The sequence below is a fragment of the Actinotalea soli genome (genome assembly GCF_017565425.1).
Taxonomy (GTDB): Bacteria; Actinomycetota; Actinomycetes; order Actinomycetales; family Cellulomonadaceae; genus Actinotalea; species Actinotalea soli.
The window spans coordinates 204,040-218,959 of sequence record NZ_JAGEMK010000002.1 but is presented as its reverse complement, the minus strand read 5'-3'; the positions used below and the strand labels follow the sequence as shown (position 1 = coordinate 218,959).

Sequence of the window (14,920 nt, the reverse complement as noted above, 5' to 3'; positions counted from 1 at the left end):
TTCGTCAGCGTCGGAGCTGGGAGGTCGTGACCCAGCCGACGACGCCGTTACCCAGTCGCACCTTCGTTCTGGTACCAGACGCGGTGACGGCGAGGCGGGACACCGTGGCGCCCTCGCGCGCGGTCGTGGCCAGCGACGACGATGGCGAGACTCCTGTCGTCACCCGGGCTGTCGCCGAGGCCACGTGACGGGTCCCGCTCGCGTTCTCGAGCGCGGTCGCCGTGAGGTCGCTCGCCTGGACCCAACCGACCCAGGTGCCCGCCCGGACCTCGACCCAGGATCCGTCGACCGTCTTGGCGCGAAGGGTGACCGACGTCCCCGAGTCGAGCACCGTGAGGCGCCCGGCGCCGGACACCGGTCGTGTGCGGAGTGCTGGGCCCTCCCTCCGTACCCAGCGAGTGCCCGACACGGCCTTCGTCGTGGCGACAGCAGGCGACGTCTTCGTGAGTGTCACAGCTCCGTCCACCACTGCGGACACCCTCACCGTCACGGACCTTCCAACGACGCCCGAGGGGATCGTGTAGCTACTCCGCGTCGCGCCCGCGATCGGCTTGCCGTCAGCGAACCACTGGAACCTCAACGAGCCGACCGTGCGCCAGTCATGTGTCCGGACGCGCAACGGTCTGCCCGGCGCCGCCGTACCGGCGACGGTCACGTACGGTCGCGCGTCGACACCCTTGTGACCGATGGAGACGTCGGCGAACGGCCGGTAGGCGGGATGGGTCAACGCCAGCTGTACGGAGACGTACTTGCCCACGTCAGCCGTCCTCAGGGCGTAGGTAGAGCTCGAGGCTCCTGCGATCGGCACGCCGTCGCGCAGCCACTGATAGGTACGTGCTGCGTCTGCCGGGCGCTGGTTCGTGACTCTCGCGCTTTGGATCGCGCCGATGTAGTCGTCACCGGTGTGGTCGATCATCGCTGACATCTCCCCCGGCTCCACCTTGACGGTCGGGGACGTGGCGACGGCATCGTCGTATCCCTCGAGCGTGTACGTCGTGCGCAGGGAGACCCCGGTCCTGAAGTCTGCGACGGTCAGCTCGTAGGTCTCCAGGGTCGCGCCCGGGATCGGCTGACCGTCCCGGAGCCACTGGTACGTCCGGGATGCCCCCGCGGGACGAGAAAGGGACTGTTGCCTCAACGTCCCGCCGACGAAGGCCCCGTTCTCGACCTGTGAACGCCCGACGATGACTCCGCGCCGGACCGTGAGGCTGTCCGACGTCACCCTCGACGTCGCCGCGCCGGGCGCGTCGAAGGTCGCGCGGACCGCCACCCCGTGGCCGATGTCCGCGAGCTCGGGGACGTAGCTGTCGGAGGTCGCCCCCGCGATCGGCTGGCCATCCCTCAGCCACTGGTAGGTAGCGGTGCTGGTCCGCGGATAGACGTCTACGGCAGCTTCGAGGGAGGATTGATATCTGGGATGGCCCGCGATCCTCACGTCTGCAGAGATCACCGACGGGTCGACGAGACGAGCCGGGGTCGTCACGGTTGCGCTCTCGTACTCCCATGCCCGGAACGTCGCGGACACGCTGATGGCGCGTCCCGTGTCCTCCTCCGTGACCGTGTAGAGCCTCCCTGTCGCTCCGACGATGGCGTCCCCGTCGCGAAGCCACTGGTGCGTGATCGACGCGCCAGAGGGGATGTCGCTCGACCGGGCCTCAAGGCGCTGCCCCACGTACATGTGGCCGTCCATGGCCAATGACGGAGTCATGGTTCCAGGGCCCAGAGTGCCCACCACAAGGTCCGTCGCGGGCGCGCCAGGGATGCTCGGACGGACCCTGACCGCGAGGACCCCGCCAAGACCCCGGTTCACTCTCCAGGTCGCAGACCCGCCGTAGACCTGCGGGCGGCCATCGACGAGCCAGGAGATCTCGTGCCGGAGGTCCGACGGGACGGCTCCGGTGATGGACACGGTCACGGCCTCGCCGATGCGGGGAGCCGCGGTCGACACAGAGAGCTCACCGGGGTACACGGCGATCACCGGTGTCGAGCGAGCCGTCGTGTCCGTGCGGCCGAAAGCCTGAGCGACGACCTCGACGTCGATCGCGTGACCAGCGTCCGCCATCACGAGCGCATACACCGGGCCGTCCGCGGCGTCGATCGTGGCGCCGTCCCGGCTCCACCGGTAGCTGACGTCCGCTCCCTCGGGCGCTTGCGCCACCACAGCCCTGAGGTTCTCACCGACGACTGGAGCACCCTCGACGGTCACCGAGACGGGTGCAGGCATCTCCGCCGCTCGAGCGGTGCCGACCGTCGCGTGAGCTCCCGCGGGCGCGCTCGGGACGACCAGTCCGAGCGCGCACACGGCCGCCGCAGCCAAGCCTGCCCAGGTCCGGAAGAGGGCAGGGGTCCTACGGTGATCGGCCATGTCGGTCCCGCCTCGACGTCTCGTGCTAGGTCACGCCGAGGCGCCTTCGCACGTCGGTGGACGAAGGGTAGCGGGGCCGAGGCGCCCGATCCGCGTCGTCGACCTCGTGCGGAGGGTGAACTTCTGAACCGTCCGAGGTGGTGAGTCTCCTCTGATCCACCATTGATCCAGGATCGGATGACGCCGCACCCATCGTCACCGGGAGCCCTCCGGCGCGTCATCCCACCGACGCAGAAGACCCCCGGCGGACCGAGGTCCGTCCCGGGGGTCTTCCAAGCTCTGACGTCTCCACGAACCCGAGACGCCTCTGTGCGCGAGGGGGGACTTGAACCCCCACGCCCTTTCGGACACTGGCACCTGAAGCCAGCGCGTCTGCCATTCCGCCACTCGCGCGTGGCGGAGCATCATGCTCCGCGACGCAGAAGGCTAGCACGATCCGGCCGCCGGCCCGCAGGCGTGGGGAGGCAGCCCTGAGAGGCTCTGGCGGATACCATCGGCCAGGACCACTGGCCGGTCCTCTTGTTCGCGCGCGACGCGTGGTGCCCTGGGCGCCCCTCGTCCGCAGGGCGAGGCGCCGACCAGCAACGACGTTTCAGCGGGCCCCCTGGCACCGCCGCTGCAGACGGGAGGAGGTGGCATGGGAGTTCTCGACAAGTTCGAGAAGGGCGTCGAGCGCGTGGTGAGCACGGCGTTCGCGAAGGCGTTCCGCAGCGAGGTCAAGCCGGTCGAGCTGGCCAGCGCGCTGCGCCGTGAGGTCGACGACCGTGCCGCCGTCGTCGGGCGGGACCGCACCGTGGTGCCCAACGAGTTCACCATCGAGCTCTCCGAGGCCGACCACGCCCAGGTCGAGAGCTGGGGCGCCGAGCCGCTGGCCGACGAGCTCGCGGCCAACGTCACCGAGCACGCCACCAGCCAGCGGTACGCCTTCGTCGGCCCGGTGACCGTGTCCTTCACCGAGTCCGCCGAGCTCGAGACCGGCCGCTTCCTCATCCGCAGCGCGACCGTGCGCGGCGCCGTCGCCCCCGCCACCGCCGTCGCCGCGAGCGCGCGCCACCCCCTGGTGGACATCGACGGCCAGCGCTACCTGCTCACCGGCCCGGTCACGGTGATCGGTCGCGGCAGCGAGGCGGACATCATCGTCGACGACCCCGGCATCTCCCGGCGGCACCTCGAGATCCGCGTCACCCCCGACGGCGTGGTCGCGACCGACCTGGGCTCGACCAACGGCACCTTCGTCGAGGGGCACCAGGTCCCTGCAGCCACCCTCGTGGACGGCAACACCCTGACCATCGGCCGCACCCGGATCCTGTTCTGGACCGGGGCGGACGAGGACGAGGACCGGTGATCGGCGGGTGAGCGAGCTCACGATCACCCTGCTGCGGCTGGGATACCTCGTCCTGCTGTGGGCCTTCGTCCTCTCGGCCATCGGGGTGCTGCGCCGCGACCTGTACGGCACGCGGATCGTGAACCGCCGTCGGCCCGGCTCGCGCAAGCCCGTCGCGGCGAGCGCCCCCGCGGCGGCGAGCGAGCGGTCGGCCCCCATCCCCCGGCGCGACGTCGGCCCGCGTCGCCTGGTCGTCACGGCCGGCCCGCTGCGCGGCACGACCCTCCCCCTGGGCAGCTCGGCGATCCTCATCGGCCGCGCAGCCTCCTGCACCCTGGTCCTCGACGACGACTACTCCTCCTCGCGCCACGCCCGCGTGTTCCCGCAGGACGGCGAGTGGCTGGTCGAGGACCTCGGCTCGACCAACGGGACGTTCCTGGGCCGCGACAAGGTCGAGCAACCGACCGTCGTGCGCCCCGGGACCCCGATCCGCGTCGGTCAGAGCACCCTCGAGCTGCAGAGGTAGCCGCGCCCCATGACGATCGCCCTGCGCTACGCGGCCCGCTCCGACGTCGGTCTGGTGCGCGCCAACAACCAGGACTCCGCGTACGCCGGGCCCCACCTGCTGGTGGTCGCCGACGGGATGGGTGGGCACGCCGGGGGTGACGTCGCCTCCTCGGTGGCCGTCGCGCACCTGGCCCCCCTCGACGACGAGGCCCACGGGCCCGACGACGCCCTCGACGAGCTCGGCAAGGCCATCAGCACCGCGCACGACGAGCTCCTCCAGCGCGCCGAGGAGAACCCCGAGCTCGCGGGCCTGGGCACCACCGTCACGGCCCTGCTGCGGACCGGCAACAAGCTCGCCATGGCGCACATCGGGGACTCGCGGGCCTACCTGCTGCGCGAGGGCGAGCTGACCCAGGTCACCACCGATCATTCCTTCGTCCAGCACCTGGTCAACACCGGGAAGATCACCCCGGAGGAGGCCGAGCACCACCCGCAGCGCTCGGTGCTGCTGCGGGTGCTGGGTGACTTCGACATGGAGATCGTCCCCGACCTGTCGGTGCGTGAGGCGCGCGCGGGCGACCGGTGGATGCTCTGCTCGGACGGGCTCTCGGGCGTGGTCTCGAACGACACGCTCGCCGAGACCCTGCGCGGGGTGGCGGACGTCGACGCCTGCGCCGACACCCTCGTCGAGCTGGCCCTGCGCGGTGGCGCCCCGGACAACGTGACCCTCGTGGTCGGCGACGTCGTCGAGGTCGACGCCATGCGCGACGGCGCGGGGCCGGCGACCACCTCGAGCGTCGTCGGGGCCGCAGCCCTGGACCGCAACCGGCCCACCCTCGGCGGGTCGAGCGCCGCCGCCCGTGCCGCCCAGCACTCGGCACGCTCCCGCGCCGACCAGCCGCCGCTGCCCGAGGAGGAGGACGACGAGCCGCCCCGCCGCACCGGGCGCCGCATCCTCACCGCCCTGGGTGTGCTGCTGGTGCTGGCCGCCGTCGGGGCGGGGGTCTACCTGGGCTACGGCTGGACCCAGGACCAGTACTACCTCGGGGTCGACGACGACCGGGTCGCGATCTTCCAGGGGATCCCCCAGTCCGTGGGCCCGCTCGAGCTGTCCTCGGTGGTCGAGACCGGCACCACCGAGCTCGCCGACCTGCCCGGGTTCGTGCAGGACCGCGTCGAGCAGACGATCCCCGCGAGCAGCCTCGACGACGCACGGGACCGGCTCGAGACCATCGAGTCCGAGGCAGCGGGGGACTCATGAGCCCCGCCGGCGCACCTGCGGCGGCCAGCACCTGCCGGGGGGTGCTGTGATGGCCACCGTCCTGACCCACCGCGAGCGCAACGGCCGCACCCTCGAGCTCGGCCTCCTCGCCATCGCCCTGGCCATCGGCGTGGGCGCCTACGCCCTGGTGGGCCTCGCGACCGCGGACACCCTCCCGGTGGACATCGTCGGCTACAGCCTGGGCCTGGTGGGGCTCAGCCTCGGCCTGCACCTGATCATGCGGTGGCGGGCGCCCTACGCGGACCCCGTGATCGTGCCCGTGGTGATCGCGCTCAACGGCATCGGCCTGGCGATGATCTACCGGATCGACATGGCGTACGTCGACCGCGGGCGGGACAGCGCCTTCGCCGAGCGACAGCTGGGCTGGACCGCCCTGGGCATCATCCTGGCCGCGGTCGTGCTGGTGCTCCTACGCGACCACCGCACGCTGCGCCGGTACACGTACACGGCGATGGTCGCGGGGCTCGTCCTGCTGATGCTGCCCCTGGTCCCCGGGCTGGGCGCGGAGATCAACGGTGCGCGGATCTGGATCCGCGTGGCGGGGAACTCCTTCCAGCCCGCCGAGCTCGGCAAGATCTGCCTGGCGATCTTCTTCGCCGGCTACCTGGTCACCACGCGCGACACCCTGGCCCTGGCCGGGCCCAAGGTGCTGGGCCTGCAGCTGCCCCGTCCGCGCGACCTCGGGCCGATCATCCTGGCGTGGGCGGTCTCCCTGGGGGTGCTGGTCTTCGAGCGGGACCTGGGCACCTCGCTGCTGTTCTTCGGGCTGTTCGTCGGGATGCTCTACCTCGCGACCGAACGGATCAGCTGGGTCGTCATCGGCATGGTGCTGTTCGTCGGCGGGGCGGTGCTCGCCGCCCAGGTGTTCTCCCACGTGGCGGCACGGTTCGAGGGCTGGCTCAACGCCTTCGACGACGACGTCTTCAACGCCTCCCCCGGCGGCTCGGGCCAGCTGGTCCGGGGCCTGTTCGGCATGGCCAACGGTGGGCTCTTCGGCACCGGCTGGGGGCAGGGGCGTCCCGACCTGGTGCCCTTCGCCGAGTCCGACTTCATCATCGCCTCGATCGGTGAGGAGCTCGGCCTGACCGGGCTGCTCGCCGTGCTGGTCTGCTACCTCGTCCTCGCCGAGCGGGGCATGCGCACCGCCATCGGCGTGCGCGACGGCTTCGGCAAGCTCTTCGCCGGGGGCATGGCCTTCGTGGTGGCCTTCCAGTGCTTCGTCGTCGTCGGCGGGGTGACCCGGCTGATCCCGCTCACCGGGCTGACCATGCCCTTCCTCGCGTACGGCGGCTCCTCCCTGCTGGCCAACTGGATCATCGTGGCCCTGCTGCTGCGGATCTCCGACAGCGCGCGCCGACCGGCGGCCCCGGCGGGCGGCCCCGTCTCCCCCGAGCCCGAGGTCCCGGGTGACGAGGCCGAGCCGGGTGACACCCAGGGCTTCAGCACCGGGCAGGGTGGGGGCTCGGACCACCAGACCGAGGTCATCGGGGTGGGTGAGCTGCGCCGATGAACACGCCCCTGCGACGGCTCGCGAACGTCACCATCGTCATGTTCCTGGCCCTCATGATGACCAGCACCTGGGTCCAGTTCGTCCGGGCCCCCGACCTGAACAGCGACGGACGCAACGTGCGGACCCTGTACCGGGAGTACGACAACTCCCGCGGACCGATCGTCGTCGGGGGGGACTCGATCGCCTCCTCGGCCCCGGTCGACACCCCCTTCGGGTACCAGCGCAGCTACACCCAGGCCGAGCTCTACGCGCACGTGACGGGCTACTACTCGGTCATCTACGGCCGGTCCGGCATCGAGCAGGCGATGAACACCGAGCTCAACGGCTCGGCCGACTCGCTGTTCTACTCGCGCCTCCAGGACCTCATCACCGGCCGCCAGCCCCAGGGAGCGGCGGTCGAGCTCACCATCGACCCGGCGGCCCAGCAGGCCGCCTGGGACGCCCTCGGGGACCAGCGCGGCGCCGTCGTCGCCCTCGACCCGACCACGGGGGCCATCCTCGCGATGGTCTCCAAGCCCAGCTACGACCCGAACCTGCTCGCGGGGCACACCACGAGCGAGGTGACCGAGAACTGGACCGCCCTCAACGAGGCCGACGGCCAGCCGCTGGCGAACCGGGCCATCGCCGGCAACACCTACCCGCCGGGCTCGGTGTTCAAGCTCGTCACGGCCGCGGCGGCCCTCGAGGACGGGTTGGCCGTCGACGAGCAGATCCCCGCCCCCGACGAGCTGCCCCTGCCGCTGAGCTCGGCGGTGCTCGGCAACTTCGGCGGGGCCAGCTGCTCGAGCAGCGGCACCCAGACCCTGGGCGACGCCCTGCGCGTCTCGTGCAACACGGCCTTCGCCCAGCTCGGGCTCGACCTCGGAGCCGAGCTCATCGGGGAGCAGGCCGAGGCGTTCGGCTTCGGAACCCGCTTCACCGTGCCGATGGAGTCAGCAGAGAGCTACTTCCCCCCTGACCCCGACGCGCCGTCCACCGCTCTCTCGGCGATCGGGCAGTACGAGGTGCGCGTGACCCCCCTCCAGGTGGCGATGGTCTCGGCCGCGATCGCCAACGGGGGCACCCAGATGTCCCCGTACCTGGTGGACTCGGTGCGCAGCCAGGACCTCGACGTCGTCACCGAGACCTCGCCGAGCGAGCTCGGGCAGCCCATCTCCCCCGAGACGGCCGCCGCCCTCCAGGAGATGATGCTCGGCGTCGTCGCCGACGGCACCGGCCGGGCCGCGCAGATCCCGGGGGTCCAGGTGGCCGGCAAGACCGGCACCGCCGAGACCTCCTCCGACGTGCCCCCGCACGCCTGGTTCACCAGCTTCGCCCCGGCCGACGACCCGCAGATCGCCGTCGCCGTCATCGTCGAGAACGGCGGGACCCTGGGCAGCGAGGCCACCGGGGGGGCCGTCGCGGCGCCCATCGCCCGGGCCGTCATGCAGGCGGTGCTCGAGTGAAGCCGGTCGCCGGGATCGCCCTGGGCGGCCGCTACCGCCTCGAGTCCCGCATCGCCATCGGCGGGATGGGTGAGGTGTGGGTCGGCCACGACGAGTCCCTCGCGCGGGACGTCGCCGTCAAGGTGCTGCGCGAGGAGTTCGCGGGGGACGCCGGGTTCCTCGAGCGGTTCCGCACCGAGGCCCGCAACAGCGCGGGCCTGTCCCACCCCAACATCGCCCAGCTCTACGACTACGGCGAGCAGGAGGGATCGGGGTTCCTCGTCATGGAGCTCGTGCTCGGCGAGCCGATGTCCGACCTGCTCGACCGTGAGCCGGTGCTCCCCACACGGCGGCTGCTGCCGATCCTCGCCCAGACCGCCCGCGCCCTGCACGCTGCCCACGCGGGCGGCGTCGTGCACCGGGACGTCAAGCCCGGCAACATCCTGCTGGCCCGCTCGGGCCGGGTGAAGATCACCGACTTCGGCATCTCGACGGCCACCAACCAGGTGCCCATGACGGCCTCGGGCATGGTGATGGGCACCGCGCAGTACCTGTCCCCCGAGCAGGCCATCGGCAAGGCCGCGACCCCCGCCTCGGACATCTACTCCCTGGGGATCGTCGCCTACGAGGGCCTGGTCGGGAACCGCCCGTTCACCGGCCCGACGGCGGTGGACATCGCCGTCGCGCACGTCAACACCGCGGTGCCGCCCCTGCCGGACCAGATCGACCCCGAGCTCGCTGCCCTCGTGATGCGCATGCTCGCCAAGGAGCCCGAGGAGCGCCCCCGGTCGGCAGCCTCCCTGGCCCGCACCCTCGACGAGCTGCTCGACGGCACCCCGCCCGGTGGGATCCCGGTCACCGCCACCCGCCACACCCGCGCGGTCGACGTGCTGCACGACGACATCACCACGAGCTCCCAGCGTGCCGTCCCCGTGCCCGGCTCGGAGGCCACCCCCGGCGCCGCCCCGGCCGAGCCCCCGCCGCCCACCATCGCCCCCACGGACCCCCCGGGGGACCCGGCGCGAGCGACCGGCACCGCGCCGGGCCCCTCCCCCTCGGCCGAGCCGCCCGCCCCCGGTCGCACCTCGGGACGACGTCGGGCCGTGACCGCCCCAGGGCCCACCCGCACCTCGACGACCACGGGCCTGCGCTGGGGCCAGATCTCCCGGCCGCTGCTCGCGCTCATCCTCATGGTGCTCTTCGCGCTCCTCGGCGCGGCGTTCGCCGATACCCTCTGGGGACCGTCGCGCTCCGCGCCACCTCCGGTGGGGTCCGACCCGGTCAGCATCGCGATGGTCACCTCCCCCGGTGCCGAGCGGACAAGTGGGATGATCGGCCCACGCCCCGGCAGTGACCAGGCACTTCACACGACGACAGCGAGGGACCAGTAGTGGTGGACAGCGCACCTCGGATCCTCGGCGGCCGCTACGAGGTCGGCGAGCTCATCGGGCGCGGCGGGATGGCCGAGGTCCACATCGGCCACGACACCCGCCTCGGCCGCACCGTGGCGATCAAGATCCTTCGCTCCGACCTCGCCCGCGACCCGTCCTTCCAGGCACGGTTCCGCCGCGAGGCCCAGGCCGCCGCGAGCCTGAACCACCCGGCGATCGTCGCCGTCTACGACACCGGTGAGGACGTCTTCACCGAGGCCGGCGGCAGCGTCGCCCACGTGCCCTTCATCGTCATGGAGTACGTCGAGGGCCACACCGTGCGGGACATCCTGCGGGACGGCTCGGCCGTGCCGATCGAGGAGGCCGTCGAGATCGCCGCCGGGGTGCTCTCGGCCCTCGAGTACTCCCACCACGCGGGCATCGTGCACCGCGACATCAAGCCCGCGAACGTCATGCTCACCCCCACGGGCGCGGTCAAGGTCATGGACTTCGGCATCGCCCGGGCGATGGCCGACTCCGCCGGGACCATGACCCAGACCCAGGCCGTGATCGGCACCGCGCAGTACCTCTCCCCCGAGCAGGCCCGCGGCGAGCAGGTCGACTCGCGCAGCGACCTCTACTCGACAGGGTGCCTGCTCTTCGAGCTGCTCACCGGTCGGCCGCCCTTCATCGGTGACTCACCCGTGGCCGTGGCCTACCAGCACGCCCGCGAGGAGGCTCAGCCGCCGAGCACCTACGCCTCGGACGTGCCCGAGAGCCTCGACCGCATCACCATGAAGTCCCTCGCGAAGAACCGCGACGACCGCTACAGCAGCGCCGCCGAGTTCCGCACCGACCTCGAGGCGGCCGTGCGCGGGGGCAACGTCACCGCACCGATGCTCGGACTTCTCGGCGCCGCGGGCCTCGGCGCGCAGCCGGCCGACGCGACCCAGGTCATGGGTGCGGCCAGCTCGCCCACGCAGGTCATGCCCTGGCAGCAGACCGGATCCACGCCGGCGGTCGGCGACCCCGACCCCGAGGCCGAGGAGGACGAGGAGAAGCCCAAGCGGCGGTGGGTGCTGTGGGTCCTCATCGCCATCGCCGTCGCCGCGATCGTCGGCATCATCCTCGTGCTGACCTCCGGGGGTGAGACCGAGCCCGAGACCGTGGCCGTGCCCGACGTGGTCAACATGGAGGAGGCCCTCGCCCGCGAGGAGATCGAGGACGCCGGGCTCGAGTTCGAGCCCGTGGCCGAGGCGAGCACCGAGGTCGAGGAAGGGCGCGTCATCAGCACCGACCCGGGCGCCGACGAGGAGGTCGAGGTCGGCAGCACTGTCCGCGTCGCGATCTCCCAGGGGCCGGACGCCGTCGAGGTGCCCACCGTCGAGAACTTCACCGAGTCCCAGGCCCGGGCCGAGCTCGCCGAGCTGGGCTTCGAGAACATCAGCATCCAGACCGAGAACCACCGGACCATCGAACGGGACCGTGTCACCCGCACGGACCCCGCCGCCGGGGAGAGCGTCGCGCCCAGCGCCCAGATCACGATCTACCTCTCGACCGGGCAGGTCACCCTGCCGGACCTGGTCGGCATGACCGAGGACCAGGCTCGGACCGCCCTGAGCGACCTCAGCCTCTCGATCGACCTCAGCCGCGAGGAGAGCGACGCCGAGACCGGGACCGTGATCCGTCAGGGCCGCTCCCCCGGACCCGTCGAGCAGCGGGCCACCATCTCGATCGTCATCGCCGAGGAGGCCGGGCCCGAGGAGGTCCAGGTCCCGGACGTGTACAACCTGCTCCAGGACGATGCTGAGGCCCGCATGGGCAACAACAGCCTCAACTCGACGATCGTCGAGCAGTTCGACGAGGACGTCGTCCGGGGCCGGGTCTTCCGCACCGAGCCCGCGGCCGGGGCCTCGGTCCCCGAGGGGTCGACCGTGACGATCTACGTCTCCCGCGGCCCCGAGGAGTCGCAGGACAACAGCAACAACGGGAACGGCAACAACAACGGCGAGGGTGACGGGGACTGACCCGCTCGTCCCGAGGACGGAGAACGCCCCCGGCCGGGGAGATCCTGGCCGGGGGCGTTCTGCGTTCAGGGGGCGCTGCCGGTGCCTCGCGTCGCACGCGGCCCGCGGCTACGGGTGGGCGCTCTCCCGCACCAGCGGGGCCATCCCCGCCGAGGCCGCGACGGCCCCCTCGAGGCCGCACAGCTCGAGCCAGTTGGCCAGCAGCCGGTGACCGCCCTCGGTGAGCACCGACTCGGGGTGGAACTGCACCCCGTGCAGGGGCAGGTCACGGTGCTGGAGCCCCATGATCACCCCGGGGCCGTCCGCGGTGTGGGTGCGGGCGGTGACGACCAGCTCCCGGGGCACCGTCCCGTCGACCACGGCGAGGGAGTGGTACCGGGTGGCGGTGAAGGGCGTGCCGAGCCCGGCCAGCACCCCCGCGCCCTCGTGCTCGACGGCGCTCGTCTTGCCGTGCATGAGCTCGGTCGCGTGGGTCACGGTGGCCCCGAAGGCCTCGGCGAGGGCCTGGTGCCCGAGGCAGACGCCCAGCATGGGCGTGCCCGACTCGGCGCAGGCCTCGATCACCTCGAGGCTGCTGCCCGCGGCGCGCGGGGTGCCCGGCCCGGGGGAGATGAGCACCCCGTCGTACTCGGCGCGCTCGGCGGCCGAGGGCACGGCGTCGTTGCGGACCACGACCGTCTCGGCCCCGAGCTGGTCGAGGTAGCCGACGATCGTGTAGACGAACGAGTCGTAGTTGTCCACGACGAGGATGCGGGTCATCTCAGTCCACCGTGATGTCGTTGAAGGGCATGAGCGGGGCGATCGCGGGGAACACCCAGGTGAAGCAGGCGGCGACCACCCCGAGCGCGAGCACCGCGACGAGCAGGGCTCGCACCGGCGTCGGGCCGGGCAGAGCACGCCACAACCATCCGTACATCATGCGCCTCCGTCCAGCGCGGCGGGGGTGCCGTCCGCGACAGGCATCCAGTGGTCGAGCTCGGCGTGCACGATGAAGCGCTCCTCGGCCGAGAACATCGGGTGGCAGGTGGTCAGGGTCATCCGGCGCTCGGTCGGCACCGCCTCGGGTTCCCCCGGCACCGGGGCGATCACCTCGACCTGGTGGGGCAGGACGATCTCGGTCGAGGTGACCCGGTACACGTACCAGGTGTCCTCGGTGCGGACCACGAGCGGGTCCCCGAGCTCGAGCTCGGCCACCCGGTTGAAGGGCTTGCCGTACGTCACCCGGTGCGCGGCGACCGCGTGGTTGCCCACCCCGCCCGGCATCGCCGTCCCCGGGTAGTGCCCGACGCCCAGGTGGTCGAGCACGTCCTGGCCGACCCCCTGGGTGATCGGCTGGACGTAGTCCTCCCCCCACCGCGGAACCTGGAGGGTCGCGAAGGTGGTGAGCTCCTCGGGCTCCTCGAGCACCGGTGGCGCGTCGGTGCGCTCGACCGGTTCGGGGACGGTGACCGGCTCCTCCCACCCGAGATCCGCGACGGCCTGGGCCTGCTCCTGCCCCGCGGCGACGTCGGTCCACCACAGCTGCCAGACGACGAACAGGCCGATCAGCACGCCGAGGGTCATCAAGACCTCCCCGAGCACACCGAAGGCGGCCCAGCCCACGGCGCTCGCACCGCGCGGCCTGGCCCGCTGGTCTCGTCGGGAAGGCACCGACGTCTCGGTCCGGGTCACGGGACGCGAACGGTCCCGCTGTCGACCCCTTCGAGGGGGAAGACGGCGGTGCCCTCGGGCAGGCTCGCGTGACGCAGCTCGAGGCTGCCCTCGAAGGCAGGGACGGCGACGGCCTCGAGGGCCTCGACCGACCAGCCCAGGCCCACGTTCTCGACGTAGTCGAGGTACACCTGGATGCTTCGCGAGGCATACAGGGCCGCCTCGAGCCGCTCGGGGTCACCGATGGCCCGCACCACGTAGGGCGGTGAGTAGTGCCGGCCGTGCAGCAGGAGCACGTTGCCCACGCACCGGAACGCCGTGGTCGAGATGACGCGCTGGTCCTGCAGGGTCATGGCCTCGGCCCCACCAGCCCACAGGGCGTTGATCACGGCCTGGAGGTCCTGCTGGTGGATGACGAGGTCGTCGTTGACCACCCAGTCGGGCTGAGGTCGGTTGGTCGGGGCGTCGGTGAGCTCGACCGTGAGGCCAGGGCCGGTCAACGGGGTGCGCCCCGCCGCGATCTCGACCAGGGCCTGCTGGTCGCTCGCCTGGATCGGGTTCTGCATGGTCGCCGCATCGGTGAGCTCGTCGACCTCCGCGCGGAGCCCGTCCACCTCGGTCGCGAGCTCGTCGGCCCGGTCGAGCTCGACCTGCACGAGACTCGGCAGGTCCGCGGCGTGGCGGGCGTCGTCGCCGCCCTGCAGACGAGCGTTCGCGACGAAGAGGACCCCGGCGAGGACGAGCACGAGCACCACGCCCAGCGCCCCGGCGGTCGGCGTGCGGCGTCGCGGCGCGGCGACGGCGTCGTCCGTCGGCGGGCCCTGGCCCTCGTCGGCCTCCGGGACCGCGGGGTCGTCAGCCGCTGACGCCTCCGTGGGCTCGCTCATGTCTCTCCTCTGCGTCGCGCCGGACCGGGCGGACGGTGCAGCGCTGTTGCGCGTACGGTGGCCACTACGCTAGTTGACGAACGACGGGCACGGATCGTGCCCGCAGCCCGCCTGCCTTGGAGACGGACCGTGCCCGAGTCGAAGTCGCGCAAGAAGCCCAGCTACGAGCCGCCCCCCTCGGGCAAGCCCAGTCAGGCGAACCCGGCCTGGCTCGTTCCCACGATGCTCACCCTCCTGCTGCTGGGCCTCGCCTGGGTGGTGGTGACCTACATCTCGCGCACCGCGTTCCCCGTCCCGGGGATCGGCAACTGGAACCTGGCGATCGGCTTCGTCTTCATGATCGCGGGCTTCGCGCTCACCACGCGCTGGCGCTGAGCCAGCACAGCCTCCGCGGGGAGGGTCCGGGTCGTCACGGCGACCACGGGCCCTCCCCGTCGTCGTCCCTGTCCACCTCGCTGTCCACGGGTTTGTCCACAGGTGGGAGCAACCGTGGTGGCGGCCGCGGCGAGCGTGCACGGGGGCAGAGTTCTCCCCAGCGGTGGACATCTCTGTGGATAACTACACGGGTGTAGTT

At 72.0% G+C, this 14,920-nt stretch carries 13 protein-coding genes and 1 tRNA gene; 8 read left to right on the top strand and 6 right to left on the bottom strand.

From position 1 onward, the window contains the following. Positions 1–4: 4 nt before the first annotated feature. Positions 5–2,206, bottom strand: a complete 2,202-nt coding sequence (locus J4G33_RS05280) for a GW dipeptide domain-containing protein (protein ID WP_208054886.1) — start codon at positions 2,204–2,206, stop codon at positions 5–7. Between the two features lie 469 nt (positions 2,207–2,675). Next, positions 2,676–2,758, bottom strand: a tRNA-Leu gene (locus tag J4G33_RS05275). A gap of 244 nt (positions 2,759–3,002) precedes the next feature. Here J4G33_RS05275 and J4G33_RS05270 point away from each other — a divergent pair. Genes J4G33_RS05270 through pknB form a run of 7 tightly spaced genes read left to right on the top strand, consistent with a single transcriptional unit; the run spans position 3,003 to position 11,809 of the window. After that, a complete protein-coding gene (locus J4G33_RS05270; protein ID WP_208054885.1) occupies positions 3,003–3,710 on the top strand; it encodes an FHA domain-containing protein in 708 nt (235 codons plus the stop codon). A 7-nt stretch (positions 3,711–3,717) separates the two neighbouring features. Continuing rightward, positions 3,718–4,215, top strand: a complete 498-nt coding sequence (locus J4G33_RS05265; protein ID WP_208054884.1) for an FHA domain-containing protein FhaB/FipA — start codon at positions 3,718–3,720, stop codon at positions 4,213–4,215. A gap of 9 nt (positions 4,216–4,224) precedes the next feature. After that, entirely contained in the window at positions 4,225–5,457 is a 1,233-nt protein-coding gene (locus tag J4G33_RS05260; RefSeq protein WP_208054883.1) for a Stp1/IreP family PP2C-type Ser/Thr phosphatase, read from the top strand. A gap of 49 nt (positions 5,458–5,506) precedes the next feature. Beyond that, positions 5,507–6,988 carry an FtsW/RodA/SpoVE family cell cycle protein gene (locus tag J4G33_RS05255; protein ID WP_208054882.1) on the top strand — a complete coding sequence of 494 codons (1,482 nt, stop codon included), beginning with the start codon at positions 5,507–5,509 and terminating at the stop codon, positions 6,986–6,988. Continuing rightward, positions 6,985–8,433: a peptidoglycan D,D-transpeptidase FtsI family protein gene (locus J4G33_RS05250; protein ID WP_208054881.1), complete on the top strand. Its 1,449-nt coding sequence runs from the start codon at positions 6,985–6,987 to the stop codon at positions 8,431–8,433. Before J4G33_RS05255 ends, J4G33_RS05250 begins: the two co-directional genes overlap by 4 nt. Beyond that, positions 8,430–9,803: a serine/threonine-protein kinase gene (locus J4G33_RS05245; protein WP_208054880.1), complete on the top strand. Its 1,374-nt coding sequence runs from the start codon at positions 8,430–8,432 to the stop codon at positions 9,801–9,803. The genes J4G33_RS05250 and J4G33_RS05245 overlap by 4 nt, the downstream gene beginning before the upstream one ends. Further along, positions 9,803–11,809: a Stk1 family PASTA domain-containing Ser/Thr kinase gene (pknB, locus tag J4G33_RS05240; RefSeq protein ID WP_208054879.1), complete on the top strand. Its 2,007-nt coding sequence runs from the start codon at positions 9,803–9,805 to the stop codon at positions 11,807–11,809. The genes J4G33_RS05245 and pknB overlap by 1 nt, the downstream gene beginning before the upstream one ends. Before the next feature lie 108 nt (positions 11,810–11,917). Here the strand turns inward: pknB and J4G33_RS05235 are convergent, their stop codons facing one another. Genes J4G33_RS05235 through J4G33_RS05220 form a run of 4 tightly spaced genes read right to left on the bottom strand, consistent with a single transcriptional unit; the run spans position 11,918 to position 14,346 of the window. Beyond that, positions 11,918–12,568 carry an aminodeoxychorismate/anthranilate synthase component II gene (locus J4G33_RS05235; protein ID WP_208054878.1) on the bottom strand — a complete coding sequence of 217 codons (651 nt, stop codon included), beginning with the start codon at positions 12,566–12,568 and terminating at the stop codon, positions 11,918–11,920. A 1-nt stretch (position 12,569) separates the two neighbouring features. Then, positions 12,570–12,728, bottom strand: a complete 159-nt coding sequence (locus J4G33_RS05230; protein WP_208055226.1) for a hypothetical protein — start codon at positions 12,726–12,728, stop codon at positions 12,570–12,572. Continuing rightward, positions 12,725–13,459, bottom strand: a complete 735-nt coding sequence (locus J4G33_RS05225) for a class E sortase (protein ID WP_307793759.1) — start codon at positions 13,457–13,459, stop codon at positions 12,725–12,727. The genes J4G33_RS05230 and J4G33_RS05225 overlap by 4 nt, the downstream gene beginning before the upstream one ends. Before the next feature lie 17 nt (positions 13,460–13,476). Then, positions 13,477–14,346 (bottom strand): DUF881 domain-containing protein, encoded by an 870-nt coding sequence (locus tag J4G33_RS05220; protein ID WP_208054877.1) that lies wholly within the window; start codon positions 14,344–14,346, stop codon positions 13,477–13,479. Positions 14,347–14,475: 129 nt separating this feature from the next. Here J4G33_RS05220 and J4G33_RS05215 point away from each other — a divergent pair, with 129 nt between their 5' ends. Continuing rightward, entirely contained in the window at positions 14,476–14,721 is a 246-nt protein-coding gene (locus J4G33_RS05215; protein ID WP_208054876.1) for a cell division protein CrgA, read from the top strand. Positions 14,722–14,920: the final 199 nt, after the last annotated feature.

Bases quoted from the DNA above. Each gene is read 5' to 3' on its own strand.
- J4G33_RS05270 (WP_208054885.1), top strand. From the start codon at position 3,003: ATGGGAGTTCTCGACAAGTTCGAGAAGGGCGTCGAGCGCGTGGTGAGC.
- J4G33_RS05260 (WP_208054883.1), top strand. From the start codon at position 4,225: ATGACGATCGCCCTGCGCTACGCGGCCCGCTCCGACGTCGGTCTGGTG.
- J4G33_RS05255 (WP_208054882.1), top strand. From the start codon at position 5,507: ATGGCCACCGTCCTGACCCACCGCGAGCGCAACGGCCGCACCCTCGAG.
- J4G33_RS05250 (WP_208054881.1), top strand. From the start codon at position 6,985: ATGAACACGCCCCTGCGACGGCTCGCGAACGTCACCATCGTCATGTTC.
- J4G33_RS05235 (WP_208054878.1), bottom strand. From the start codon at position 12,568: ATGACCCGCATCCTCGTCGTGGACAACTACGACTCGTTCGTCTACACG.
- J4G33_RS05230 (WP_208055226.1), bottom strand. From the start codon at position 12,728: ATGATGTACGGATGGTTGTGGCGTGCTCTGCCCGGCCCGACGCCGGTG.
- J4G33_RS05220 (WP_208054877.1), bottom strand. From the start codon at position 14,346: ATGAGCGAGCCCACGGAGGCGTCAGCGGCTGACGACCCCGCGGTCCCG.